This window comes from Blastococcus sp. CT_GayMR20 (genome assembly GCF_004570345.1).
This window is the reverse complement of sequence record NZ_SPQM01000030.1, coordinates 1-23,585: the sequence shown is the minus strand read 5'-3', so window position 1 is coordinate 23,585 and position 23,585 is coordinate 1. Positions and strand designations below refer to the sequence as shown.

Genomic DNA, 23,585 nt, shown 5'->3' with positions numbered 1-23,585 from the left:
TCCTTGAACCGGGCGGGTGCGTCAGCCATGACTGCGGAGGGTAGGCGGCACACCGTGACCGTGATCATCGGGACCTCGGGGTGGCAGTACCGCGACTGGCGCGGCCTGTTCTACCCGCCGAAGCTGCCCCAGCGGCTCTGGCTGGAGCACTACGAGCAGTTCTTCGCGACGGTCGAGAGCAACAACGCCTTCTACCGGCTGCCCGAGCGGGAGACGTTCGTGAAGTGGCGCGAGCGGACCCCGCCGGACTTCCGCTGGGCGGTCAAGGCGTCCCGGTTCCTCACGCACATCAAGCGCCTGCGCGAGCCGCAGGAACCCGTCGGCCGGCTCATGGAGCGCGCCGCCGGGCTGGGGGAGAAGCTCGACACGATCCTGCTGCAGCTCCCGCCGACGCTGAAGGCCGACGCCGACCTGCTCCGCGAGTGCCTGGCGCAGTTCCCCGGCGGCACGCGGGTCGCCGTCGAGCCGCGCCACGACAGCTGGTGGACCGACGAGATCCGGGCCCTCCTCGAGCGCTACGGGGCCGCGCTGTGCTGGGCCGACCGCGACGAGAAGCCCGTCGCCCCCCTCTGGCGGACCGCCGACTGGGGCTACCTGCGCTTCCACCACGGCTTCGAGAGCTGGCGGTACCGCTCCGAGACGCTCCAGCTCTGGGCCGACCGCCTCGCTGCCACCTGGCCGGCGGACGAGGACGTGCTCGTCTACTTCAACAACGACCCCGGCGGGGCGGCGACGATCGACGCCGTCCACTTCGCCGAGGCCGTGCGCCGGGCGGGCGGGACGCCGACCCGTGTGCCCACCGCCGGCCAGGCCACCGGCCTGGCCTGGCAGCCGGACCAGAAGACGCCGGGCCTCCCGGCGCCGGCCTAGCCGAGGACGGCGACATCCTCGGCGTGCCGGACGCCGAGCTGATCGGCCGCCTCCCCGAGCACCGTCTGGACGGCGAGGGTGTCGGCCAGCGGCATGACCGCGCTCTCCGACCTGCCCGCGCGCACACCCTCGGAGACCTCGATCAGCTCGTGCGCGTAACCGGCGCCGAGGGGCGCACGGGTGATCGTCTCGGGCTCGGCGCCGGCGCGGTGCAGCACGATCGTGTGCGGGTGGTGGAAGCGCGGCGGGACGTCGATCCAGCCCGTGGTCCCGAAGACCCGGGCCTGGCCGGGCAGGGCGTTGCGCAGCGAGGTCATCAACGCCGCCGACCGACCGTCGCCGTGGTCCAGCAGCAGCGACGCCTCGGCGTCCGCGCCGGAGGGGAACAGCGATCCGGCGGCGGTGACGCGCGACGGCGTCCCGAGCAGCATCTGGGCGAAGGAGACGACGTAGACGCCGAGGTCGAGCAGCGCCCCGCCACCCTGCGCGAGGTCGAACAGCCGGTCGGCGGGGTCGTACTCCCGGGACACCCCGAGATCGGCCTGCACCGAGCGCACCTCGCCGATCGCGCCGTCGGCGACGAGCTCCCGGAGGGCGACGACGGCCGGCTGGAACCGCGTCCACATCGCCTCCATGACGAAGACACCGGTCTCGCGGGCGAGGTCGACCACCTCCTGGGCACCGGCGGTCGTCGCGGTGAAGGCCTTCTCGACCAGCAGCGCCTTGCCCGCGCGCAGCGCTCCCAGCGCGAGCGCGTGGTGCTGGGGATGCGGGGTCGCGAGGTAGAGGACGTCGACGTCCGGGTCGGCGAGGATCTCGGCGTACGACCCGTAGGCGCGCTCCTGACCGTGCCGGCCGGCGAAGGCCTCCGCGCGTTCCAGCGAGCGCGATGCGACGGCCACGGCTCGCGCTCCGTCGACGACGGCGAAGTCCTCGACCACCTTCTCCGCGATGCGGCCCGGCCCGACGACTCCCCAGCGGATCTCCCGATTCACGCCCGAGACGGTAGCGGCGACCCGAACCGGAGCAGGTTGCCGTCCGGGTCGATGTGCCATCCCTCGCGCAGCCCGTAGTCGGTGTCGACCGGGGCGCCGGTCCGCTCCACGCCGGCCCACTCCGCGGCGAGGGCGTCGGCGTCGGGCACGTGCAGGTACGCCGCGGCCGCCGTCCGCAGCGGGTCGTGGTCGGCCACGACGGTCAGGTGCAGCTCGATCCCGGCCCGGGCGGCGAACCCGTACGTCGCGTCGTGGGTCGACACGGAGCAGCCGAGCGCGGCGTAGTGAGCCAGCGCCCTGGGCAGGTCGGCCACCGGGAAGATCGGCGAGACCCGGACCTCCGGGTGGGCGTGCGGCATGCCGGGCACACTGCCATCGTGGCAGTGCTGATCGACACCCCCGTGTGGCACTGGCGGGGGCGGCTCTGGTCCCACCTGGTCAGCGACGTGTCCTACGACGAACTGCACGCCTTCGTCGCCCAGGAGCTCGGCATCCCGCGGCGGGCGTTCCAGGGCGACCACTACGACATCCCGGAGGACCTCTACGACGTCGCCGTCGGGGCCGGGGCAGAGCCGGTCGGCGCCCGCGAGCTGCTCAGCCGCCTGCTGTCGGCGGGGTTGCGGGTCCGGAAGCCGCGCGGCGCCTGAGCAGCGTCAGCTCCGCCGTCAGGTTCGCGCGCGCCGGCTCCGTCCACCGCCGGGCGGCCTCCGGCGTCCGGAAGAGCCTCGTCAGTGCGAGCAGGTGCTCCAGGACGGCGATCCGCCCGACGGTGAACTCCTCGTCGGACAGGTGCCCGTACTCCTCGCGCACCGCGGACGCGTACGCCGCGTAGGCGTCGGGCGGACCGGCCAGGACGGCGAGGTCGGCGTCGCACAGCACGGCACCGTTCGCATCGCCGTCCTCCGGGTCGTGCCCGGCGGTGAGGAGCACGAGGCGCCCGACCTCGTCGACGCGCCCGTCCGGGACCAGCCCGCGCAGCCCCGCCCGCGCCCGGCCGGCGCTGACCTCCTCGTTGTCCGCACGCTGCGGGTCGTAGGCGACGTCGTGGTACCAGGCGGCCAGCCGGACGGCATCGGGGTCGACGGCCGCCTCGGCCAGCTGCCCGACCAGCCCGAGGACGGCGGCCAGGTGCGCGAGGTCGTGGTACCGGCGGTGCGGCTCGCTCCAGGCGGCGACCAGCGCGGCCCACTCCGTGCGGGACGTGGGGGAGTCGCCGGCCAGCTCGGCCCACGCCTCGAACCCGACGAGGCCGGTCACCGGACCCCGCAGGTGCGCAGGGTGAGCAGCGCGAAGGCCCGCGCGGCGGTGACGACCGCGGCGACCGGCACCTTCTCGAGCGGTCCGTGCGCGAGGTGGAGGTCTCCCGGCCCGTAGTGCAGCGTCGGGACCCCTGCTCCCACGTACTGGCGCAGGTCGGTGCCGGCGGCGACCGCCCGCTCGTCGGTGGCACCGCCGCCGGCGTCGGCCACGGCCGCCAGGACCAGGGGCAGCAGCCGGTGCCCGGCGGGGAGCTCCCCGCTGGCGAACGCGCCCCCGACCCAGGTCACCCGCACCGGGTGCTCGGCCAGCCACGGGTCGGCGGCGCAGATCTCCCGGAGCCGCGCCTCGAACGCCTCCTTCGCCACCGACACCGGCTCGCCCAGGCGGACGCCGTAGCGCCCCTCCGCCACCAGCCGGTCGGGCACGGAGCTCGCCCAGTCCCCGGCCCGGACCCGGCCGATCGACAGGCCGTAGGGGTACCGCTCGCCCCAGAAGCGCGGGTCGGCGTCCTTCTGGCGCTCCTCCTCCAGCTGCTGCAGCCCGGCGTGCACGACGGCGAACTTCTCCACCGCGCTCACCCCCCGGTCGCGCATGGCGGCGTGCGCGGCGTGGCCCCGGATCTCGAGCCGGAACGTCAGCGCCCCGGCGTGCGCCGTCACCACCGACCCCGCGGTCGGCTCGGGGATGACGCAGAGATCGCCGAGGTGCCCGCGCCGGATCGTGGCCCAGGCGCCGAGACCGCCGCCATGCGCGACCGGGGGGTGAGCGCGGTGGAGAAGTTCGCCGTCGTGCACGCCGGGCTGCAGCAGCTGGAGGAGGAGCGCCAGAAGGACGCCGACCCGCGCTTCTGGGGCGAGCGGTACCCCTACGGCCTGTCGATCGGCCGGGTCCGGGCCGGGGACTGGGCGAGCTCCGTGCCCGACCGGCTGGTGGCGGAGGGGCGCTACGGCGTCCGCCTGGGCGAGCCGGTGTCGGTGGCGAAGGAGGCGTTCGAGGCGCGGCTCCGGGAGATCTGCGCCGCCGACCCGTGGCTGGCCGAGCACCCGGTGCGGGTGACCTGGGTCGGGGGCGCGTTCGCCAGCGGGGAGCTCCCCGCCGGGCACCGGCTGCTGCCCCTGGTCCTGGCGGCCGTGGCCGACGCCGGCGGCGGTGCCACCGACGAGCGGGCGGTCGCCGCCGGCACCGACCTGCGCCAGTACGTGGGAGCAGGGGTCCCGACGCTGCACTACGGGCCGGGAGACCTCCACCTCGCGCACGGACCGCTCGAGAAGGTGCCGGTCGCCGCGGTCGTCACCGCCGCGCGGGCCTTCGCGCTGCTCACCCTGCGCACCTGCGGGGTCCGGTGACCGGCCTCGTCGGGTTCGAGGCGTGGGCCGAGCTGGCCGGCGACTCCCCCACGTCCCGCACGGAGTGGGCCGCGCTGGTCGCCGCCTGGAGCGAGCCGCACCGCCGGTACCACGACCTCGCGCACCTGGCCGCCGTCCTCGGGCTGGTCGGGCAGCTGGCCGAGGCGGCCGTCGACCCCGATGCCGTCCGGCTGGCCGCCTGGTACCACGACGTCGCCTACGACCCGCAGCGTGCGGACAACGAGGAGGTCAGCGCCGGCCGGGCGCGGGCGGGGCTGCGCGGGCTGGTCCCGGACGGGCGCGTCGACGAGGTCGGGCGCCTCGTGCTCCTCACCGCCGGGCACGACCCGGAGGACGGCGATGCGAACGGTGCCGTGCTGTGCGACGCCGACCTCGCCGTCCTGGCCGGTCCGCCCGACGCCTACGCGGCGTACGCGTCCGCGGTGCGCGAGGAGTACGGGCACCTGTCCGACGAGGAGTTCACCGTCGGGCGGATCGCCGTCCTGGAGCACCTGCTCGCACTGACGAGGCTCTTCCGGACGCCGGAGGCCGCCCGGCGGTGGACGGAGCCGGCGCGCGCGAACCTGACGGCGGAGCTGACGCTGCTCAGGCGCCGCGCGGCTTCCGGACCCGCAACCCCGCCGACAGCAGGCGGCTGAGCAGCTCGCGGGCGCCGACCGGCTCTGCCCCGGCCCCGACGGCGACGTCGTAGAGGTCCTCCGGGATGTCGTAGTGGTCGCCCTGGAACGCCCGCCGCGGGATGCCGAGCTCCTGGGCGACGAAGGCGTGCAGTTCGTCGTAGGACACGTCGCTGACCAGGTGGGACCAGAGCCGCCCCCGCCAGTGCCACACGGGGGTGTCGATCAGCACTGCCACGATGGCAGTGTGCCCGGCATGCCGCACGCCCACCCGGAGGTCCGGGTCTCGCCGATCTTCCCGGTGGCCGACCTGCCCAGGGCGCTGGCTCACTACGCCGCGCTCGGCTGCTCCGTGTCGACCCACGACGCGACGTACGGGTTCGCCGCCCGGGCCGGGATCGAGCTGCACCTGACCGTCGTGGCCGACCACGACCCGCTGCGGACGGCGGCCGCGGCGTACCTGCACGTGCCCGACGCCGACGCCCTCGCCGCGGAGTGGGCCGGCGTGGAGCGGACCGGCGCCCCGGTCGACACCGACTACGGGCTGCGCGAGGGATGGCACATCGACCCGGACGGCAACCTGCTCCGGTTCGGGTCGCCGCTACCGTCTCGGGCGTGAATCGGGAGATCCGCTGGGGAGTCGTCGGGCCGGGCCGCATCGCGGAGAAGGTGGTCGAGGACTTCGCCGTCGTCGACGGAGCGCGAGCCGTGGCCGTCGCATCGCGCTCGCTGGAACGCGCGGAGGCCTTCGCCGGCCGGCACGGTCAGGAGCGCGCCTACGGGTCGTACGCCGAGATCCTCGCCGACCCGGACGTCGACGTCCTCTACCTCGCGACCCCGCATCCCCAGCACCACGCGCTCGCGCTGGGAGCGCTGCGCGCGGGCAAGGCGCTGCTGGTCGAGAAGGCCTTCACCGCGACGACCGCCGGTGCCCAGGAGGTGGTCGACCTCGCCCGCGAGACCGGTGTCTTCGTCATGGAGGCGATGTGGACGCGGTTCCAGCCGGCCGTCGTCGCCCTCCGGGAGCTCGTCGCCGACGGCGCGATCGGCGAGGTGCGCTCGGTGCAGGCCGATCTCGGGGTGTCCCGGGAGTACGACCCCGCCGACCGGCTGTTCGACCTCGCGCAGGGTGGCGGGGCGCTGCTCGACCTCGGCGTCTACGTCGTCTCCTTCGCCCAGATGCTGCTCGGGACGCCGTCGCGCGTCACCGCCGCCGGATCGCTGTTCCCCTCCGGCGCGGACGCCGAGGCGTCGCTGCTGCTGGACCACGGCGACGGTCGGTCGGCGGCGTTGATGACCTCGCTGCGCAACGCCCTGCCCGGCCAGGCCCGGGTCTTCGGGACCACGGGCTGGATCGACGTCCCGCCGCGCTTCCACCACCCGCACACGATCGTGCTGCACCGCGCCGGCGCCGAGCCCGAGACGATCACCCGTGCGCCCCTCGGCGCCGGTTACGCGCACGAGCTGATCGAGGTCTCCGAGGGTGTGCGCGCGGGCAGGTCGGAGAGCGCGGTCATGCCGCTGGCCGACACCCTCGCCGTCCAGACGGTGCTCGGGGAGGCGGCCGATCAGCTCGGCGTCCGGCACGCCGAGGATGTCGCCGTCCTCGGCTAGGCCGGCGCCGGGAGGCCCGGCGTCTTCTGGTCCGGCTGCCAGGCCAGGCCGGTGGCCTGGCCGGCGGTGGGCACACGGGTCGGCGTCCCGCCCGCCCGGCGCACGGCCTCGGCGAAGTGGACGGCGTCGATCGTCGCCGCCCCGCCGGGGTCGTTGTTGAAGTAGACGAGCACGTCCTCGTCCGCCGGCCAGGTGGCAGCGAGGCGGTCGGCCCAGAGCTGGAGCGTCTCGGAGCGGTACCGCCAGCTCTCGAAGCCGTGGTGGAAGCGCAGGTAGCCCCAGTCGGCGGTCCGCCAGAGGGGGGCGACGGGCTTCTCGTCGCGGTCGGCCCAGCACAGCGCGGCCCCGTAGCGCTCGAGGAGGGCCCGGATCTCGTCGGTCCACCAGCTGTCGTGGCGCGGCTCGACGGCGACCCGCGTGCCGCCGGGGAACTGCGCCAGGCACTCGCGGAGCAGGTCGGCGTCGGCCTTCAGCGTCGGCGGGAGCTGCAGCAGGATCGTGTCGAGCTTCTCCCCCAGCCCGGCGGCGCGCTCCATGAGCCGGCCGACGGGTTCCTGCGGCTCGCGCAGGCGCTTGATGTGCGTGAGGAACCGGGACGCCTTGACCGCCCAGCGGAAGTCCGGCGGGGTCCGCTCGCGCCACTTCACGAACGTCTCCCGCTCGGGCAGCCGGTAGAAGGCGTTGTTGCTCTCGACCGTCGCGAAGAACTGCTCGTAGTGCTCCAGCCAGAGCCGCTGGGGCAGCTTCGGCGGGTAGAACAGGCCGCGCCAGTCGCGGTACTGCCACCCCGAGGTCCCGATGATCACGGTCACGGTGTGCCGCCTACCCTCCGCAGTCATGGCTGACGCACCCGCCCGGTTCAAGGACCTCTGCCTCGACGCCCGCGACCACCAGACGCTCGCCGACTGAAAACCAACCCCTGCCGATCGTCGACCCGTCGGGGGCCGGACCGCTGATGTGGATCGTGCCGTGCCCGAGCCCAAGGTCGCGAAGAACCGCATGCACTTCGACGTCATCGGCGACACCCAGGCGCTGCTCACCGCGGGCGCCACGCTGATCCGGCCCCGGGACGTCGACACCACCCCCGACTACGCCATCGAGTGGGACGTGCTCGCCGACCCCGAGGGCAACGAGTTCTGCGTCTTCTCGCCGGAGTGAGGGCCGCAGCCGCAACTTCCCGAAGTTGCTGTCGGTATCGCCTCCCGGAGATGCCGACAGGGGCGGCCCGCCGAAGCGGACCGCCCCTGCCGGGCAGTGCTGGTGTCACACGATGCGGGTGGCGGGACTCAGAAGTCCATGCCGCCCATGCCGCCGTCGCCGCCGGGCATGGCCGGAGCGTTCTTCTCCGGCTTGTCGGCGATGACGGCCTCGGTGGTGAGGAAGAGCGCCGCGATGGAGGCGGCGTTCTGCAGCGCCGAGCGGGTCACCTTGGCGGGGTCGATGATCCCGCTGGCGACGAGGTCCACGTACTCGCCGGTGGCGGCGTTGAGGCCCCAGCCGGTCTCGGAGTTGCGGACCTTCTCCGCGACGACGCCACCCTCGAGGCCGGCGTTGATCGCGATCTGCTTCAGCGGCGCCTCGAGCGCGACGCGCACGATGTTGGCACCGGTCGCCTCGTCACCGTCGAGCTCGAGCTTCTCGAACGCGACAGTGGTCGCCTGCGCGAGAGCGACGCCACCACCGGCGACGATCCCCTCCTCGACGGCGGCCTTGGCGTTGCGCACCGCGTCCTCGATGCGGTGCTTGCGCTCCTTGAGCTCGACCTCCGTCGCGGCGCCGGCCTTGATGACGGCGACGCCACCGGCCAGCTTGGCCAGGCGCTCCTGCAGCTTCTCGCGGTCGTAGTCGGAGTCCGACTTCTCGATCTCGGCGCGGATCTGGTTGACGCGACCGGTGATCTGGTCGGCGTCACCCGCACCCTCGATGATCGTCGTCTCGTCCTTGGTGGTGACGAACTTGCGCGCGCGGCCCAGGAGGGACAGGTCGGCGTTCTCGAGCTTGAGACCGACCTCCTCGCTGACGACCTGACCACCAGTGAGGATGGCGATGTCGGCCAGCATGGCCTTGCGGCGGTCACCGAAGCCCGGCGCCTTGACGGCGACGGACTTGAAGGTGCCGCGGATCTTGTTGACCACCAGGGTCGCGAGGGCCTCACCCTCGACGTCCTCGGCGATGATCGCCAGCGGCTTGCCCGACTGCATGACCTTCTCGAGCAGCGGGAGCAGGTCCTTGACGGAGCTGATCTTGCTGTTGACGACCAGGATGTACGGGTCGTCGAGCACGGTCTCCATGCGCTCGGGGTCGGTCACGAAGTACGCCGACAGATGACCCTTGTCGAAGCGCATGCCCTCGGTGAGCTCGAGCTCGAGGCCGAAGGTGTTGCTCTCCTCGACGGTGATGACACCTTCCTTGCCGACCTTGTCCATGGCCTCGGCGATGAGCTCACCGATGGCGGGGTCGGCGGCGGAGATCGAGGCGGTGGCGGCGATCTGCTCCTTGGTCTCGACGTCCTTGGCGGTCGAGAGGAGGTACTCGCTGACGGCCTCGACGGCCTTCTCGATGCCCTTCTTCAGGGCCATCGGGTTCGCGCCGGCGGCGACGTTGCGCAGACCCTCGCGCACGAGCGCCTGGGCCAGCACGGTGGCGGTGGTGGTGCCGTCACCCGCGACGTCGTCGGTCTTCTTCGCGACCTCCTTGACGAGCTCGGCCCCGATCTTCTCCCACGGGTCCTCGAGCTCGATCTCCTTGGCGATGCTCACACCATCGTTGGTGATGGTGGGGGCGCCCCACTTCTTCTCGAGTACGACGTTGCGGCCCTTGGGGCCGAGCGTCACCTTGACGGCGTCGGCGAGGGTGTTCATCCCTCGCTCGAGGCCACGGCGCGCCTCTTCGTCGAACGCGATCATCTTGGCCATGTGGTGATGTCCTCCATGCATTTGATCGCTGCACGGCCGGGTTGGTGCCCGCGACGGACGACACCGGGCACGTGGGCGCTCCTTCGGCCCACGGACCGGTACCTCACCGTTCCGACCTGATTGGCACTCAGGAGCCCCGAGTGCCAGAAACGAGTCTGGCACTCGACCCCTGCGAGTGCAAGAACGGGGGGTGACCGCCCGCTGTTCCCGCGGCTACGACGGGACGACGCAGGCCCGGTCCCCCGTGCGGGGAACCGGGCCTGTGCCGGTGCTGACTGCTGGGTTCAGGCCGCGGTGACCTGGTCCGCCTGGGGGCCCTTGGCGCCCTGGACGACCTCGAAGTTGACCCGCTGGCCCTCTTCGAGGTTCTTGTACCCGTCCATCTGGATGGCCGAGTAGTGGACGAAGACGTCCTGGCCGCCGTCGACGGCGATGAAGCCGAAGCCCTTCTCGGCGTTGAACCACTTCACGGTGCCCTGTGCCACGTGTGCTCCCACGTTCGTGCGTACGGACGGTCCCTCTGGATCGGGGAACCGGGTCTAGCTCTTCCGCCCGCTCGAACACGAACATGGAACTGGAACCGCGCGAGAACGTACATCAGGAAATGCCCGGTGGCGGTACTTCGACGCCGGACTGTTGCCGGATCGGGCGACGGGTCGGCCGCCGATCCGGGTCCCTGGCGTCAGCCGATGAGGCCGGCCGCTCGCGCCGACTTCAGCGACGGCTCCACCCGGTGGGTGGGGCCGACGACCGGCTCGAGCGGGTCGAGCGTCTTCAGGCCCTCCCCGGTGTTGAGGACGACGGTCTCCTTCGACGGGTCGAGCCGGCCGTTCTCCACCAGCTGGCGGAGCACCGCGACCGTCACGCCGCCTGCCGTCTCGGCGAAGACGCCGGTGGTCCGCGCCAGGTCCCGGATCCCCTGCACGATCTCGTCGTCCCCGACGCGGCCGACCGAACCGCCGGTGCGGCGGATGGCGTCGAGGGCGTACGGGCCGTCGGCCGGGTTGCCGATGTTCAGCGACTTCGCGATGCCGAAGGGCTTCACCGGCTGGACGACGTCCCAGCCCTGCTCGAAGGCGGTGGCGATCGGGTCGCACCCCGCGGACTGGGCACCGAAGATCGTCCACTCGGTGGCCTCGACGATGCCGGCGGCGGTGAGCTCGCGGAACGCCTTGTCCACCTTGGTCAGCAGCGACCCGGACGCCATCGGGATGACGACCTGGGCCGGGATCCGCCAGCCGAGCTGCTCGGCGATCTCGTAGCCCATCGTCTTGGAACCCTCGGCGTAGTACGGCCGGACGTTCTGGTTGACGAAGGCGGTGTCCTCGAACTCGTCGGTCTCGGCCAGCTCGCTGGTGAGGCGGTTGACGTCGTCGTAGGAGCCGTCGACGGCGACCAGGGTCTGGCCGTAGACCGCCGACTGCACGACCTTGCCCGGCTCCAGGTCGCTCGGGATGAACACGAAGGACGGGATGCCGACGCGGGCGGCGTGCGCGGCCACCGAGTTCGCGAGGTTGCCCGTCGAGGCGGCCGCGATCCTCGTGTAGCCCAGGCCCTTGGCCGCCGTGGCGGCCAGCGACACGACGCGGTCCTTGAAGGAGTGCGTGGGATTGGCCGAGTCGTCCTTCACCCAGAGCCCGCCGGTGATGCCGAGCTCGGCGGCCAGCCGGTCGGCGCGCACCAGCGGCGTCAGGCCGGGGTCGAGGCTGACCCGGTCGGCCGGGTCCTGCCCCACGGGCAGCAGCCCGGCGTAGCGCCAGATGTTGTGCGGGCCCGCCTCGATCTGCTCGCGGGTCACGGCCTTCATCAGCTCGGGGTCGTAGTCGACCTCGAGCGGGCCGAAGCACTCGGCACAGGCGTGCTCGGCGATCAGTCCGAACGTCGCCCCGCAGTTGCGGCACACCAGGCCGCGCGCGGGACAGGCAGGAACGGGGCCACCGGCGGATGGGTCCGCCTGGGCCGCTGCGCTCACCTCGGTGGTGCTGGGATCGGTCAGAGTCATGCGACGACTACCTCCTCATCTTCCCCGCACCGGGCCGTCGAGCCGCGCGGGACGGAATTGGCACCTCCCGCCTGTCGCAGCTGTGCGACGGGCGGCGGTTGCCGGGGCTTCATCGGGCCGTGTCCCTCTGCCCCTCTGGATGAGTGGAACGCCGTGAACTCTACCCAGTGCCGGTTCGACGCCTGCCGCTGGCCAGGATGTGAGATGTGACCACCCGCATCGTCTACACCGACCTCGACGGCACGATGGTCGGCCCGCGGGGCTCTTTCTGGCACACCGCCCGTCGCGATCTGACCGCCGATCCCGCCGCCGCGCTGCTGGCCCTCCACGAGGCCGAGGTGCCGTTGGTGCTGGTCAGCGGCCGGACGCTCGAGCAGGTCGTCGAGGCGGCCCGCATCTTCGCCGCGGACGGCGCCATCGCGGAGCTGGGCGCCACGATCACCTGGGACGCCGGTCGGGGCACCCATCGGCTCACCGGCGCCCTGCCTGCCGAGTACGACGGCCGGGCGCCGATGGACGTGATGGCCGAACTGGGGATCGTCGAGCGGCTCATCGCCGAGCACCCGGGCCGGCTGGAGTGGCACGCGCCGTGGCACGCCACGCACACCACCGACGCCCTCCTCCGTGGGCGGGTGGACCCGCTCTCCGTCGACGCCTGGCTCGCCGAGCGGGGCGCCGGCTGGCTCACCCTCAAGGACAACGGCGCCATCCCGGCGACGTCCCGGATGACCCTGGACGACGACCCGCTGCCGCCGCGGGTCTACCACCTGATGCCGCGCGGCATCTCCAAGGGCGCAGCCGTCGCCTGGGACCTCGAACGGCGGGGCCTCACCCCTGACGACGCCGTGGCGATCGGTGACAGCGTCAGCGACCTGGACATGGCGCCCGCGGTCGGCAGGCTGTTCATCACCGCGAACGGCGCGGCCGTGGACGGGATGGCCGGCCTGCTGGGGGCTGTCCCCAATGCGTCGGTGACCGATGCCCCCATGGGCGAGGGCTGGGCGCAGGCCGTGCTCGCCAGCGTCCGGGAGGGATGACCGGGATGCCACGCCGTGCGGACGACGTCGACGGCTTCGTGGCCGCCCTGGACCACCCGCTGACGGCTGGCATCGAGCGGCTGCGCGCCGCGATCCTGGAGGCGGACGACGGGATCAGCGAGCACGTGAAGTGGAACGCGCCCAGCTTCTGCTACGGCGGCGTCGACCGCGTGACCTTCCGTCTGCAACCCGGGAACCGACTGCAGCTGATCCTCGACCGGGGCGCGAAGGTGCGGGACGACGCCGCCGACTTCCGCTTCGAGGACCCGTCGGGCCTGCTGGAGTGGGTCACGGCCGATCGCGCCGTCATCAGGTTCCGGGACACCGGCCCCGTCCAGGGGCACCGCCCCGAGCTTGCAGGGGTGGGGAGGACGGGGTCCTTCCGTCAGCTGGTGACGTCGCGCCGGGCGAAGTGCCGGAAGGCGAGGAACGTGAAGATCGCCGAGTAGACCAGCGACTGGATCACCCCGCGGTAGAGGTCGGCGGAGTCGACCGGGGTCTGCAGCAGGTCGGTCCAGGCGAACTCCTCGGCGGTCGGGAACCAGTCGCGGATCGCGCCCAGCTGCTCGACCTGGTCGAGGATGGCGAAGACGAACATCGTGAAGACGGCGCCGCCCACGGCGGCCAGCGGTGCGTCGGTGATCGTGGAGAACCAGAAGGCCAGCGTGCCGACCACCAGCAGGTGGACGGCGAGGTAGCCGAGCATCCCGGCGAGCCGCAGCAGGCCCTCGCCCTGGCCGAGGGTCACCCCGACCGGCGTCTGGATGTCCTCGAAGCCGAATGCGATGCCACCGGCCACGACCGCCACCGTCGCCAGCGTGACCAGCGCCCCGACCGACAGCACCAGCGCCGCGTAGAACTTCTGGCGCAGCAGCCGCATGCGCGGGACCGGAGTCGCGAGCGTGTACCGCAGCGACCCCCACTGCGCCTCGCTGGCCACGGTGTCGCCGAAGCAGAGCGCGTAGACGACGACCAGGAAGAAGCCCGTGGTCGCGAAGAGCACGAACAGCGTGAAGTTCAGCCCGCTGGACGTGGCGACGTCGACCAGGTTGATCCGGTTGTTCTCGGCCGCCTCCTCGCTCGCCCCGAGCTGCAGGGCGCCGATGAGGATCAGCGGGAGGGCGACCATCAGCGCGACGACGCCGATGGTGCGGCGGCGCTTGAACTGCCGGCGCAGCTCCACCGACAGCCGCAGCGTCCGCTCCGGCCGGTAGCCGCCCACGGCGCCGGTCGGCTGCACGTGCGCGGTGTCGCGGGGCGCGCTGAACGCCGACTTCGCGGCCGACTCCGTCGTCATGATTCCCCCACCAGGGCCAGGAAGGCGTCTTCGAGCCGTCGTCGCGGCGTGAACTGGTCGACCTCGATGCCGGCTCCCACGAGCGCCTGCAGGGCCGCCGCCCGGCCGTAGCCGTCCAGGTCGGCCACGAGCCCCTCGTCGGTGCGCTCGGCGGTGACGCCGGGCAACCCCTCCAGGACGGCGATGGCGCGGTCCATGTCGTTGTCGTCGACCAGCCCGATCGACACCGCACCTCCGGTGCCGACGATCTCCTCCACCGTGCCCTGTGCGATCTTCTGCCCCTTGGCCATGACGACCACGTGGCTGCAGGTCTGCTCGATCTCGCTGAGCAGGTGGCTGGAGACGATGACCGTGCGACCTGTCGCCGCGTAGGAGCGCAGCACCTCGCGCATCGCGTGGATCTGCGGCGGGTCCAGCCCGTTGGTCGGTTCGTCGAGCACCAGCAGGTCGGGCAGCCCGAGCATGGCCTGCGCGATCGCGACCCGCTGGCGCATGCCCTGGCTGTAGCGGCGCACCGGCCGGTCGATCGCGGAGCCGAGGCCGGCCACCGCGATGGCCTCCTCCATGTGCGCGTCCGCAGCCGGGCGTCCGGTGGCCGCCCAGTACAGCGTGAGGTTGTCGCGCCCCGAGAGGTGCGGCTGCAGGCCCGTGCCCTCGACGAAGGAGCCGAGGCGGGACAGGACCGGCGCCCCGGGGCCGGCCGCGTGTCCGAAGACGCTGATCCGTCCCTCGGTCGGCCGGATGAGGCCCATGAGCATCCGCAGCGAGGTGGTCTTGCCGGCACCGTTCGGACCGAGCAGCCCGAGCACCTGGCCGCGCCGTACCTCGAAGGACAGGTCCCGGACGGCGACGAAGCCGTCCTTGTACGCCTTGCTGACGCCCTCGAAGCGCAGCGGCACGTCCTCGCCGTCCGGCTCCACCGCGGAGACCCGCCGGCGCCGGCGACGTCCCCAGAGGACCGCCACGAGCCACCCGAGCAGCCCGAGGCCCACCAGCACCCCGAGCAGCACCCACCACTGGGAGGTGCCCGCCTCGGTCTGGGTGCGGCCCCCGACCTGCGGCACCGCGAGGTCCGCCGCCCCCGCGGCGAGACCGCCGCCGGTGAGCCCGACCGAGTAGACCGCCGACTCGGCGGGCAGCGCGAAGGCCTGGTCGGTCGAGGAGACCACCAGCCGCATGGTGTGGCCGGCCTCGAAGCGGTGCACGATCCCGGGCAGCGTGATCTCGACCGGCGTCGGGTCGGTCGGATCGGTCGACAGCCCGGTCAGTGCCAGTGGCGCGACCAGCCCGCCGGGCAGCGTCGTCCCGCCACCGGGCCCGACGTCGTAGAGCTTGGCGAACAGCGTGGCCGACCCCGCGGGGGCAGCCACCGCGATCTCGACCGTGGGTGCGCCGACCACCTCGACCGCGTCGTCCAGGGGTTCGCTCTCGAAGGCGGCGAACTGGCCGGGGATCTCCAGCGTCGTCCCGCCCAGTGCGGCGGTCAGCGCGCCGAGCCCGGGCACCGTGGTGAGCGCGGCCGGCGTGCCGCCGGCCGGGGTCACGACGGGCTGGATCGGGCCCGAGAGCGCGACCACGCCGCGCTCGGCGGGCTCCTCGCCCGCCAGACCCGGGTAGTTGCCGGTGACGACCGTCTGGTTGCCGCCCTGCACGCCGACCCCGCCGGTCGCTGCGATCCCGGTGGGCGCCGGGAACTGGAAGCCGGTGCCCGGGTCCTCGCCCTGGCCGCGGAGGTGGAAGTCGAACCAGCCCGCGACCTGCTCCCGCAGGTCCCCGGTGACCCGGTCCGAGGCCGGGGAGTCGTGGCCACCGTTGAACCAGACGACCTTCACGGGGGTGCCGTCGGCGGCGATGCCCCGGGCGTTGGCGTCGGCCTGGCCGAGGCCGAACAGCGAGTCCTGCGTGCCCTGGACGAGCAGGGTCGGCGCCTCGATCCGGTCGAGGACGCCGGCCGGGCTGCTGCGGTCGAGGACGCCGGCGATCTCCGGTGTGAGCGTGCCCGTCGCCGCGGCGGTCTGGTAGGCCGCGCAGATGTCGGCGCGGAACCGGCCGCAGGTCAGTGCCTGCTCCACCACCGCCGGGTCGAGGGATCCCGGGTCGAGGCCCTCGAGGCTGGCGCCGTTCGACGGGGCGTCGTCCCCGTTCCCGGTGCCCCCGAGGGCGTCGAGGAGGCCGCCGGTCGGCACGGAGCCGACGCCGAAGAACAGCCCCGACCACAGCCGCTTGTAGACCCCGGTCGCCGCGGCCTGAGGCGTCGCGGCGACGGTCTCGGCGCCGTCGGTGTCACCGGTCTGGGAGGGGAAGAGGGCCGCGGTCAGCGAGTTCCAGGTGATCTGCGGCGCGATGGCGTCGACCCGGTCGTCGTAGGCCGCACCCAGCAGCGCCAGCGCGCCGCCGTAGGAGCCGCCGGCCACCCCGACCCGCGGGTCCCCGTCGTCGTCGAGCTCGACCTCGTCGCGGTCGGCCAGCAGGTCGATCAGCGTGGAGAGGTCGGCGATCTCGTAGCGCGGGTCGTTCAGCCCGATCTGCCCGGTGCTCTCGCCGAAGCCGCGGGCGGAGTAGGTGAGGACGACGTAGCCGCGCCCGGCCAGGTCGCGGGCGTCGTCGGCCACCGAGTCCTTGCTGCCGCCGAAGCCGTGTGCGAGGACCACCGCGGGGGCCGGGTCCTCGCCGCCCGGGAGGTACAGGGTCGTGTCCAGCTCGACGGCGTCGGCGCCGGAGCCCGACTCGACCCGGGCCTCCTCGGTGGCGACGTCCTCGGCGGCCGCCGCCGAGGGGGCGACCGCGAGCAGGCCGCACGAGAGCAGCAGCGGGAGCAGGGCAGCGAGCGTCCGGCGAGCGCCGGGGCGCGGGCGGGGACGCACGTGCCCGCGGGAGGGACGCACGAAGCGGCCAACGGACGGCGGCCGGGACATGTTCCGCTGCCGAGGAGTCAGCCTCCCCGGCGGAGGATCAGGGCTGCCAGTCGCCGGCGGCGACGACGACGAGACCCGGCGCCACGACCTCGGCCGGGAGCTCGAAGAAGCGGGGGGTCGGGCCCTGCAGCTGCGGGAACTGCTCGATCAGCTGCAGCGCGGCCTGCCGCTGGTTCTCGTCGCCCTCGGTGAAGAACACGGTGGAGGCGGCGACGTCACCGGCGGTGTACGCGCCGACGCCCGGCGACTCCCAGCCGGCGCCGACGATGGTCTCCGAGATCTTGGCGGCCAGGCCGTTGACCTCGGTGGAGTTGAGGACCGTGACCGGGACCCGGACGGGTGCTGCGGCGACGGGCGGCTCGATCTCGACGGGCGTGGTCGGCAGGTCGGGAAGTGCGTCGGTGGTGGGAACGGTCGGCGGGGCGGCGTCGGAGCTCAGCGGGCTGTTCGACGCCGCGTCGGTGGTCTGCGGCGAGACGACCGTGTACACGCCGAGCACACCCAGGGCGACGATGGTCATGGCCACCAGACCCTTGATGACGCGGTGGGACCGTCGTCCGCCCTCTTCCTCCTCGAGCACCGCGACGGCGGAGCCCCGCTGCTTCTGCGCCTTGCGGCGGGCGGCGTCGGCGGCCTGGCGCTCGGCACGGACGGCGGCACGGCCGCCCACGGCCGGGCCGGTCGCGGGGCCGCGGACGGCGGTCATCTCGACGTCGGACTCGTCGTCGTAACCGTCGGCCGGGACGACGGCGTTGCCGCGGCGGCGGGAGACGGGGCGCTCGGGGATCGCGGTCGTGCCGGGCGCGACGTCGAAGGCGTCAGGACCCATCGGCGCCTCGTCCAGCGCGGGGATCTCGCCGGAACGCGAGGGCTTGGTCCAGTCGCCGTAGGCGGGCGCCGAGGAGCCGGCCGCCGTCGTCTGGCGCGGGAGGCGGGGGGACGAGCCGGACGAGCGCAGGCCGGACCCACCGGTGGAGACGAAGGCGGACTCCGACTCGTGCCAGGCGCTGCGGGGGCGCTCCGGGACGGAGGCGCCCGAACGGGGGCGCTTGCGGCGCTCGACCGGGGGCGCGGCGGGAGCAGAGGCCATCTGGGCGGCGATCGGCGAGGGCCTGACGTCGTCCACGGCCATGGCGAGGGGCTCCGGCGACGGGACGGCCTGGAAGGGAGCCGCCGTGGTCAGGGGGCCGACGGGGGAGGCCGCCGGCGCAGCGGAGGGGCGCGCGGCGGAGCGTGCGGGAGCCGGGACGGGGGGCAGCGGAAGTCGCGAGCGGGACAGCTGCCGGGCGTCGGCCGGGACGGGACGGGCGGGACGACGTGCGACGTCGTCGGACCGGTCACGGCCGCGGGAGGTCGGGTGGTCGTTCAGGTCCGCGGCCGGCCCTCGCCAAAGGGCGTCAGGGACGTCCGTCCGGCGGCGTCCGGCAGCCACCGGGGGGCGCCCCCAGTCCCGACCGTCACTGTCTGAATCGCCGTGCCTGCCCACGGTGAGTAAATCTAACCGGTGTAACTCTCATTGGACAGGACCCTGGGACGAACGTGTTCGTTGCCGCGCGAGTCGCAGCCGTCGGAGGCGCCGGACGAGCAGCGGATCGAGGGCCAGCGCGTCCGGCCGGTCGACCAGCGCGTTGAGCACCTGGTAGTACCGCGTCGGGGTCACCCCGAAGCGGTCGCGGATCGCCGTCTCCTTGGCGCCGGCCTGCCGCCACCAGTGCCGCTCGAACGTCAGCATGTCGTGCTCCCGGCGGGACAGCCCCGGGGCCGGGACCTGCATGGAGACCTCCCCGGACCCCTCGACCCGGGGCGGGGAGACCACGGGGGGTAGGTCGTCGGTCATGCGTCGTCGTTCTCCTGCCGTGCCTGGCTCCCGCGGTGCCCGCCGGAGCTCAGGGCCGACCGTAGCCGGGGGTACCGACGTTTCCGGCCGCCGGCACGAGCGCCCGGGGACAGCCGTCCGGCGTCCCTCAGAGACCGGCCGGAACCGTCTCGGCCGAGGGAGGGCGACTCGTCGCCCGGGCGTGTCGCAGCATGTCGGCCGTGAACACCGCCAGGGCGACCCAGACGATGGCGAAACCGGCCAGCCGTACGGGCGGCATGGGCTCCTCGTAGACGAAGACGCCGATCGCCAACTGCATCAGGGGCGTGAGGTACTGCAGGAGTCCGACCGTCGACAGCGGGATCCGCCGGGCGGCGGCCGCGAACAGCAGCAGCGGGATCGCCGTCGCGACGCCGGACCCGACCAGGAGCGCGGCGTGACCGGCACCCGCGTGGCCGAACGTCCCCCCGCCGTCGCCGTGCAACACGGCGAGCACGACGATCGCCGGCGCCGCCACCAGGAGCGTCTCGACGAACAGGCCCGGTGCCGCCTCGACGCGGACGATCTTCTTCATCAGCCCGTAGAGGGCGAAGGTCAGGGCCAGCGTCAGGGCGATCCAGGGCGGCCGGCCGTAGTCGACGGTCAGGACGGCGACGGCCACCGCGGCGATGCCCACCGCTCCCCACTGGAGGGGCCGTAGGCGCTCGCTGAACACGAGGACGCCGAGCACGACGCTGACCAGCGGGTTGATGAAGTAACCGAGCGAGGTCTCGACCACGTGCCCGGAGTTCACCCCGTAGACGAAGACGAGCCAGTTGGCCGCGATGAGCACCGCCGCCCCGGTGAGCACCAGCAGCCGCCTCCGGTCGGTCACCAGCGCCCGCACGTGCGACCACCGTCGGACCGCCGTCAGGAGCAGCCCGATGAACAGCAGCGACCAGAGCACCCGGTGGGCGACGATCTCCAACCCGCCGGCGGGCTTGAGGAGCGGGAAGTAGAGCGGGAACAGGCCCCACAGCGAGTACGCCGCCAGCCCGGAGAGCACTCCCAGGCGACGCTCGTCCACGGCCGCACCGTACGCCCGGGGCGGCCCGCTCCGGGCACTGGATCCTGAGCCGGGCTCACGACCGCGGCCGCGCCGGGTCGGCTATGTCGTCTGGATGTACTCGACCATGTGCTTGCGCTCCTCCTCGAGCTCGTCGAGGCGGGCCTTCACGACGTCGCCGATCGACACGATGCCGACGAGGACTCCCCCGTCGACGACCGGCACGTGGCGGACACGGTGGTCGGTCATCGTCTGCGCGAGCTCGTGCACGCTGGCGTTCGGCGAGCAGGTGTGGACCTGTGCCGTCATCACGCTGGCCACCGGCTCGGCCAGCAGCCCCGCCCCGTGGTCGTGCAGACCGCGCGCGACGTCCCGCTCGGAGATGATGCCGTCGATCCGCTGCCCGTCGGCGGAGACGACGATCGCCCCGATCCCCTTCTCGGCGAGGATGGCGAGCGCACTGCGCACGGACTCCCCGCCGTCGATCGTGGCGACCTCGCGGCCCTTGTGGCGGAGCACCTGGCTGATCTGCACACGAACCTCCTGCGCGAACGGTGCCGGGAGTCTGCACCCGCCCGGGCGCGACGGCAACGGTGCACTCTTCCGGCTTACCGTCGGGGGGTGCACAGGCAGCGACCAGGACCCCTGCAGTGGGTCTGGTACGCCCTCGGCGGCGGGCTCCCCCGCGAGCTCTCCCCCTGGGTGCTGGCCGACACGACCAGGCGCACGTGGATCGTCCGGCACCTGACCCGGTCCGTCGTCCAGATGCTGCCCGTGGTCGCGATCTGCCTCCTCGCCGTCCCCGTGCCGCTGGCCTACCGGCTCTCGGCCGCCGCCGGCGGTCTCCTGCTCGGGCTGATGTTCTCGATCGCCTTCATGACCGAGACCATCGAGCACCGGGTCGCCAAGGCCGGCTACCCGGCAGGGACGGCGGCGCGCATCCGGGCCGAGCGGACCGAGCGCGAGCGGGTGGAGCGGCGGGCCCCCTACCGACAGGACGGCGCCGGCAGCTTCGATTGAGAAAGGGCCCCGTCCCTCTCACCCCTCGCACGCTCGGGGCGAGCCTCCGGACGGGCCTCAGTCGACGCGGAAGCCGATCTTGAGGCGGACCTGGTAGTACGCCACGTCGCCGTCGACGACCTGACCGCGGATCTCCTCGGTCTGGAACCACTCGATGTTGCGGACGGTCTCCGCGGCCTTCCGGATCCCCGTCCGGATGGCGTCGTCGACGCTGGTGCTGCTGCTCCCGACGATCTCGCTCAACCGGTACACGTGGTCACTCACGGGTTCCTCCTGGTCGTCCGCCCTCCGGGACCACGACCCTGGCACGAGCGGTGCATCCGCGCAGCCCCTCCGGCCCTCCTCCGGACGGAGGTACGTACTCCTCGCGACGGATGCACGACGACGTACGTACGTAGTTCCGGGAGCTGCGAATACGTCGTCCGACGGATTTGGCGAAACGCCGATCTCACGAGGCTTCGAGGCGTTCACAGACGTCCTCGAAGGAGCCATCCGATGTCCGTTCTCGCCTACGCCGAAGCCCCCGCCACGGTCGTCACCGACGTCATCGACCGGGGGCCGCTGGAGAAGCTGGCCGCCGGCGACGAGGCCACCTGGCACGCGACGGTGCGGCGCTACGAGGGACTGCTCCGCTCCGCCGCGCGGGTGGTCCTGCGCAGCGACGCCGACGTCGACGAGGCCGTGCAGCGCACCTGGGTGCTGCTGCTCCGCAACGCCACGAAGATCAACGACCCGCGGGCGCTGCCCGGCTGGCTGTCGACCACGGCCCGCCGGGAGGCCCTCGCCATCCTCCGGGGCCAGCAGCGCGCCGTCCCCACCGAGGACGTCGCCGACCAGGTGGCGCCCGACGACCGCGACATGGCAACCGACCTCATGGACCGGGAGCTGCGCGCGGCCCTCGACCGGGCCGTCAGCAACCTGCCGGAGACCCAGCAGCGGATCGTCCGCGCCCTGCTCCGCGAGCCGGAGTCCTACGACGCGCTCAGCCTGGAGCTGGGCATCCCGCGGGGCAGCCTGGGCCCGCTGCGGGGCCGCGCGGTGAAGGCCCTGCGGGCGCAGCTGGAGCCGAGCCTGCGCGTCGCCTAGAGCTCGGGACGCCGCCGGGCGCGGACGACGTGCTGGACACCCTCGCGCAGGGCATCGCCCATCGTGAGGTCGGGAGTCGAGTCCACGACCTGCTTGAGCTCGGTGACGACGTCGTCGTCCAGTTCCACGGTCTCGTCCGGATCGTCGTTGTCCGGGTTGATCAGGGAGAGCCTGAACGGCGACATCGGTCGTCCTTCCGCAGCGGGGCCGGCTCCTACCGGGCGACCTTCACCGCGAGAGCTGCGGCCTGCGCACGGTTGGTGACCTGCAGCTTATGCAGAACGCGGGACACGTGTACCCCCACGGTGCGCTCGCTGATGAACAGTTTCCGGGCGATCTGCCGGTTGGTCGCACCCGTGCCCAGCAGCGCCAGCACCTCGTGCTCCCGGTCGGTCAGCCCGTAGGGCCGGTCCTCGACCGGAGTCCGTGGCACCGGCGCCGCCGAGAGGCGGGTGCGGGCCACGAACGCGTCCACCTCGGCCGCCAGCGGCGTCGCGCCGATCCGGCCGGCGATCTCCCGCGCGGCCCTCGCCGCCGCTGCGGCACGGTCCCGCCGTTTCGCGCCGGCGTGGCACTCCGCCTCCCGCAGCAGGCAGTAGGCCTCCTCGCGCGGGCGCTCCGCGGACCGCCACAGCCGGACGGCGTCGGCCCAGTCGTCGGCGGTGACCGTCCCCAGCGCACGGCCCAGCTCGTTCCGGGCGGTGCGGTGGTTGGCGCAGTGGTCGAGGTCGTCGTCGGAGTCCGGGACGACGGCGTCGAGCTCGGCAGCCATCCGCCCGACGCGCTCCTCCGACCGCCGGTCGGCGCCGCCGGGCAGCGCACGCCGGTCGGCCTCGACGCGCAGCGCGATCACGAGCAGCTCGGTGCGGAAGCGGGTGTCCTGCGTGGCGGCCAGCTTGCGGAGGGCGTCGTCCACGGTCCGGTAGGAGCCGTCGGCATCCCCCTCCTGCGCCAGCAGCTCCGCGGTCGCGCACGCGACCGCCGCGACGACCGGCGGCTCGTACGCCTCGAGCGGCGACGCGGCCGCCAGGCTGGCCCGGGCCCCCGCGGTGTTACCCATCCGCAGCCGCAGCTCGGCCCGCTCGATGTGCAGGTGCAGCGCCTGCCCCTGGACCGCGCGCCCGTCGAGCAGGTCGGCGAGGACCGCATCGCAGCGCTCGTAGTACCCCCGGCGGGTCAGCATGTTCGCGGCGTTCGAGGCCATCGCCGCCCCGACGGCGAGCTCCAGCCCGTACTCCGGCAGCAGGGCCAGCCCCTCCAGGGCGGCGGCGCACGCCTCCGCCGGGTGGCCGCCGATCTCGTAGGCCACCATCAGGTTGGCGTAGGCGCGGCACAGGACGGCGCGGTCCTCGACGTCGCGGGCCAGCCGCACCCCCTCGCGCAGCTGCTCGAGGCCCGTCGGGTCGTGGACGACCACGCCCGCCGTCCCGCGGGTCGTGAGGGCGTCGGCGAGGACTTCCCGGGTCCCGTGCTCGCGGGCGGCCGTGACCGACCGGTCGGCGAACCGGATCGCCTCCTCGAAGTCCGCCATGATGAAGGCGGCCCGCGCCTGGGCACCCCAGACCTGCGCGTGGCAGGCCGTCACCTCCGGCTCGAGCGCCGCGGCGGCCTCGGCGTAGGCGGCCCGGCTGCGCTCCGTCTGCCCGGCCTCCCAGAGGTAGCAGCCCAGCCGCTCCAGGGCGGTGGCCCGCTCCGCACCCCGGACGGGATCGCGGCGCAGCGCCTCCTC

Annotated in this window: 29 protein-coding genes and 1 riboswitch; of the genes, 11 read left to right on the top strand and 18 right to left on the bottom strand. The window is 73.4% G+C overall.

Annotation, left to right across the window (positions count from 1 at the left end):
• Positions 1–54: 54 nt before the first annotated feature.
• Positions 55–870 (top strand): DUF72 domain-containing protein, encoded by an 816-nt coding sequence (locus E4P40_RS09690; RefSeq protein ID WP_135158440.1) that lies wholly within the window; start codon positions 55–57, stop codon positions 868–870.
• On the opposite strand, the gene E4P40_RS09685 is transcribed toward E4P40_RS09690, so the two are convergent.
• Together E4P40_RS09685 and E4P40_RS09680 are read right to left on the bottom strand one after the other, a co-directional pair.
• Positions 867–1,865 carry a Gfo/Idh/MocA family oxidoreductase gene (locus E4P40_RS09685; RefSeq protein WP_135158441.1) on the bottom strand — a complete coding sequence of 333 codons (999 nt, stop codon included), beginning with the start codon at positions 1,863–1,865 and terminating at the stop codon, positions 867–869. The two genes, E4P40_RS09690 and E4P40_RS09685, sit on opposite strands and share 4 nt — an antisense overlap.
• Positions 1,862–2,233, bottom strand: coding sequence for a VOC family protein (locus E4P40_RS09680; protein ID WP_209305242.1), 372 nt, complete (start codon positions 2,231–2,233; stop codon positions 1,862–1,864). The genes E4P40_RS09685 and E4P40_RS09680 overlap by 4 nt, the downstream gene beginning before the upstream one ends.
• A 9-nt stretch (positions 2,234–2,242) precedes the next feature.
• Between E4P40_RS09680 and E4P40_RS09675 the strand changes: the two genes are divergently transcribed.
• Complete coding sequence (locus E4P40_RS09675) at positions 2,243–2,512, top strand: DUF4031 domain-containing protein (protein WP_135158442.1); 270 nt, start codon at positions 2,243–2,245, stop codon at positions 2,510–2,512.
• On the opposite strand, the gene E4P40_RS09670 is transcribed toward E4P40_RS09675, so the two are convergent.
• On the bottom strand, positions 2,460–3,122 hold the full coding sequence (locus E4P40_RS09670; protein ID WP_135158443.1) for a metal-dependent phosphohydrolase: 663 nt from the start codon (positions 3,120–3,122) through the stop codon (positions 2,460–2,462). The two genes, E4P40_RS09675 and E4P40_RS09670, sit on opposite strands and share 53 nt — an antisense overlap.
• Positions 3,119–3,919: a M20/M25/M40 family metallo-hydrolase gene (locus tag E4P40_RS09665; protein ID WP_348519642.1), complete on the bottom strand. Its 801-nt coding sequence runs from the start codon at positions 3,917–3,919 to the stop codon at positions 3,119–3,121. The genes E4P40_RS09670 and E4P40_RS09665 overlap by 4 nt, the downstream gene beginning before the upstream one ends.
• Between E4P40_RS09665 and E4P40_RS29525 the strand changes: the two genes are divergently transcribed.
• Together E4P40_RS29525 and E4P40_RS09660 are read left to right on the top strand one after the other, a co-directional pair.
• Positions 3,896–4,471, top strand: coding sequence for a M20/M25/M40 family metallo-hydrolase (locus tag E4P40_RS29525; protein ID WP_348519641.1), 576 nt, complete (start codon positions 3,896–3,898; stop codon positions 4,469–4,471). The genes E4P40_RS09665 and E4P40_RS29525 overlap by 24 nt on opposite strands.
• Positions 4,468–5,130: a metal-dependent phosphohydrolase gene (locus E4P40_RS09660; RefSeq protein WP_135158443.1), complete on the top strand. Its 663-nt coding sequence runs from the start codon at positions 4,468–4,470 to the stop codon at positions 5,128–5,130. The genes E4P40_RS29525 and E4P40_RS09660 overlap by 4 nt, the downstream gene beginning before the upstream one ends.
• On the opposite strand, the gene E4P40_RS09655 is transcribed toward E4P40_RS09660, so the two are convergent.
• Positions 5,078–5,347: a DUF4031 domain-containing protein gene (locus E4P40_RS09655; protein ID WP_135158442.1), complete on the bottom strand. Its 270-nt coding sequence runs from the start codon at positions 5,345–5,347 to the stop codon at positions 5,078–5,080. The genes E4P40_RS09660 and E4P40_RS09655 overlap by 53 nt on opposite strands.
• A 9-nt stretch (positions 5,348–5,356) precedes the next feature.
• Here E4P40_RS09655 and E4P40_RS09650 point away from each other — a divergent pair, with 9 nt between their 5' ends.
• Positions 5,357–5,728, top strand: a complete 372-nt coding sequence (locus tag E4P40_RS09650) for a VOC family protein (RefSeq protein ID WP_209305242.1) — start codon at positions 5,357–5,359, stop codon at positions 5,726–5,728.
• On the top strand, positions 5,725–6,723 hold the full coding sequence (locus E4P40_RS09645; protein WP_135158441.1) for a Gfo/Idh/MocA family oxidoreductase: 999 nt from the start codon (positions 5,725–5,727) through the stop codon (positions 6,721–6,723). Before E4P40_RS09650 ends, E4P40_RS09645 begins: the two co-directional genes overlap by 4 nt.
• Here the strand turns inward: E4P40_RS09645 and E4P40_RS09640 are convergent.
• The gene (locus tag E4P40_RS09640; protein ID WP_135158440.1) at positions 6,720–7,535 is read right to left on the bottom strand and encodes a DUF72 domain-containing protein; all 816 of its coding nucleotides are present in this window, start codon (positions 7,533–7,535) and stop codon (positions 6,720–6,722) included. The two genes, E4P40_RS09645 and E4P40_RS09640, sit on opposite strands and share 4 nt — an antisense overlap.
• A gap of 157 nt (positions 7,536–7,692) precedes the next feature.
• Here E4P40_RS09640 and E4P40_RS28875 point away from each other — a divergent pair, with 157 nt between their 5' ends.
• The gene (locus E4P40_RS28875) at positions 7,693–7,881 is read left to right on the top strand and encodes a VOC family protein (RefSeq protein WP_245160233.1); all 189 of its coding nucleotides are present in this window, start codon (positions 7,693–7,695) and stop codon (positions 7,879–7,881) included.
• A gap of 128 nt (positions 7,882–8,009) precedes the next feature.
• Here the strand turns inward: E4P40_RS28875 and groL are convergent, their stop codons facing one another.
• The 3 genes from groL to thrC form a co-directional block, all read right to left on the bottom strand.
• Positions 8,010–9,638 carry a chaperonin GroEL gene (groL, locus tag E4P40_RS09630; RefSeq protein ID WP_135158439.1) on the bottom strand — a complete coding sequence of 543 codons (1,629 nt, stop codon included), beginning with the start codon at positions 9,636–9,638 and terminating at the stop codon, positions 8,010–8,012.
• Positions 9,639–9,922: 284 nt separating this feature from the next.
• The gene (locus E4P40_RS09625) at positions 9,923–10,123 is read right to left on the bottom strand and encodes a cold-shock protein (RefSeq protein ID WP_135158438.1); all 201 of its coding nucleotides are present in this window, start codon (positions 10,121–10,123) and stop codon (positions 9,923–9,925) included.
• Between the two features lie 197 nt (positions 10,124–10,320).
• Positions 10,321–11,640 (bottom strand): threonine synthase, encoded by a 1,320-nt coding sequence (thrC, locus tag E4P40_RS09620; protein WP_209305241.1) that lies wholly within the window; start codon positions 11,638–11,640, stop codon positions 10,321–10,323.
• Between the two features lie 12 nt (positions 11,641–11,652).
• A riboswitch (SAM riboswitch) is annotated at positions 11,653–11,786 on the bottom strand.
• A 60-nt stretch (positions 11,787–11,846) separates the two neighbouring features.
• On the opposite strand from thrC, the gene E4P40_RS09615 reads away from it, so the two are divergent.
• Positions 11,847–12,677 (top strand): HAD hydrolase family protein, encoded by an 831-nt coding sequence (locus E4P40_RS09615; protein WP_135158437.1) that lies wholly within the window; start codon positions 11,847–11,849, stop codon positions 12,675–12,677.
• A gap of 5 nt (positions 12,678–12,682) precedes the next feature.
• Positions 12,683–13,126 carry a DUF1801 domain-containing protein gene (locus E4P40_RS09610; protein WP_135158436.1) on the top strand — a complete coding sequence of 148 codons (444 nt, stop codon included), beginning with the start codon at positions 12,683–12,685 and terminating at the stop codon, positions 13,124–13,126.
• Here the strand turns inward: E4P40_RS09610 and E4P40_RS09605 are convergent.
• From E4P40_RS09605 to E4P40_RS09580, 6 genes are all read right to left on the bottom strand, one after another.
• Positions 13,063–13,974 carry an ABC transporter permease subunit gene (locus tag E4P40_RS09605; RefSeq protein WP_135158435.1) on the bottom strand — a complete coding sequence of 304 codons (912 nt, stop codon included), beginning with the start codon at positions 13,972–13,974 and terminating at the stop codon, positions 13,063–13,065. The two genes, E4P40_RS09610 and E4P40_RS09605, sit on opposite strands and share 64 nt — an antisense overlap.
• Positions 13,971–16,838 (bottom strand): alpha/beta fold hydrolase, encoded by a 2,868-nt coding sequence (locus tag E4P40_RS09600; protein ID WP_245160232.1) that lies wholly within the window; start codon positions 16,836–16,838, stop codon positions 13,971–13,973. The genes E4P40_RS09605 and E4P40_RS09600 overlap by 4 nt, the downstream gene beginning before the upstream one ends.
• Before the next feature lie 88 nt (positions 16,839–16,926).
• On the bottom strand, positions 16,927–18,021 hold the full coding sequence (locus E4P40_RS09595; protein ID WP_135158433.1) for a LytR C-terminal domain-containing protein: 1,095 nt from the start codon (positions 18,019–18,021) through the stop codon (positions 16,927–16,929).
• Between the two features lie 381 nt (positions 18,022–18,402).
• Positions 18,403–18,726, bottom strand: a complete 324-nt coding sequence (locus E4P40_RS09590) for a DUF3263 domain-containing protein (protein WP_135158432.1) — start codon at positions 18,724–18,726, stop codon at positions 18,403–18,405.
• Between the two features lie 127 nt (positions 18,727–18,853).
• Positions 18,854–19,771 carry an EamA family transporter RarD gene (gene rarD, locus E4P40_RS09585; protein ID WP_135158431.1) on the bottom strand — a complete coding sequence of 306 codons (918 nt, stop codon included), beginning with the start codon at positions 19,769–19,771 and terminating at the stop codon, positions 18,854–18,856.
• 81 nt (positions 19,772–19,852) lie between these two features.
• On the bottom strand, positions 19,853–20,284 hold the full coding sequence (locus tag E4P40_RS09580; RefSeq protein WP_135158430.1) for a CBS domain-containing protein: 432 nt from the start codon (positions 20,282–20,284) through the stop codon (positions 19,853–19,855).
• An 87-nt stretch (positions 20,285–20,371) separates the two neighbouring features.
• Here E4P40_RS09580 and E4P40_RS09575 point away from each other — a divergent pair, with 87 nt between their 5' ends.
• Positions 20,372–20,770: a DUF5313 family protein gene (locus tag E4P40_RS09575; protein ID WP_135158429.1), complete on the top strand. Its 399-nt coding sequence runs from the start codon at positions 20,372–20,374 to the stop codon at positions 20,768–20,770.
• Positions 20,771–20,827: 57 nt separating this feature from the next.
• Here the strand turns inward: E4P40_RS09575 and E4P40_RS09570 are convergent, their stop codons facing one another.
• A complete protein-coding gene (locus tag E4P40_RS09570) occupies positions 20,828–21,034 on the bottom strand; it encodes a dodecin (RefSeq protein ID WP_135158428.1) in 207 nt (68 codons plus the stop codon).
• Positions 21,035–21,265: 231 nt separating this feature from the next.
• Here E4P40_RS09570 and E4P40_RS09565 point away from each other — a divergent pair, with 231 nt between their 5' ends.
• On the top strand, positions 21,266–21,856 hold the full coding sequence (locus E4P40_RS09565) for a sigma-70 family RNA polymerase sigma factor (protein WP_135158427.1): 591 nt from the start codon (positions 21,266–21,268) through the stop codon (positions 21,854–21,856).
• On the opposite strand, the gene E4P40_RS09560 is transcribed toward E4P40_RS09565, so the two are convergent.
• Both E4P40_RS09560 and E4P40_RS28870 read right to left on the bottom strand, forming a co-directional pair.
• Positions 21,853–22,041: a hypothetical protein gene (locus E4P40_RS09560; protein ID WP_135158426.1), complete on the bottom strand. Its 189-nt coding sequence runs from the start codon at positions 22,039–22,041 to the stop codon at positions 21,853–21,855. The two genes, E4P40_RS09565 and E4P40_RS09560, sit on opposite strands and share 4 nt — an antisense overlap.
• A gap of 29 nt (positions 22,042–22,070) precedes the next feature.
• A partial coding sequence (locus tag E4P40_RS28870) for a helix-turn-helix transcriptional regulator (protein WP_135158425.1) occupies positions 22,071–23,585 on the bottom strand: 1,515 nt, incomplete at its 5' end.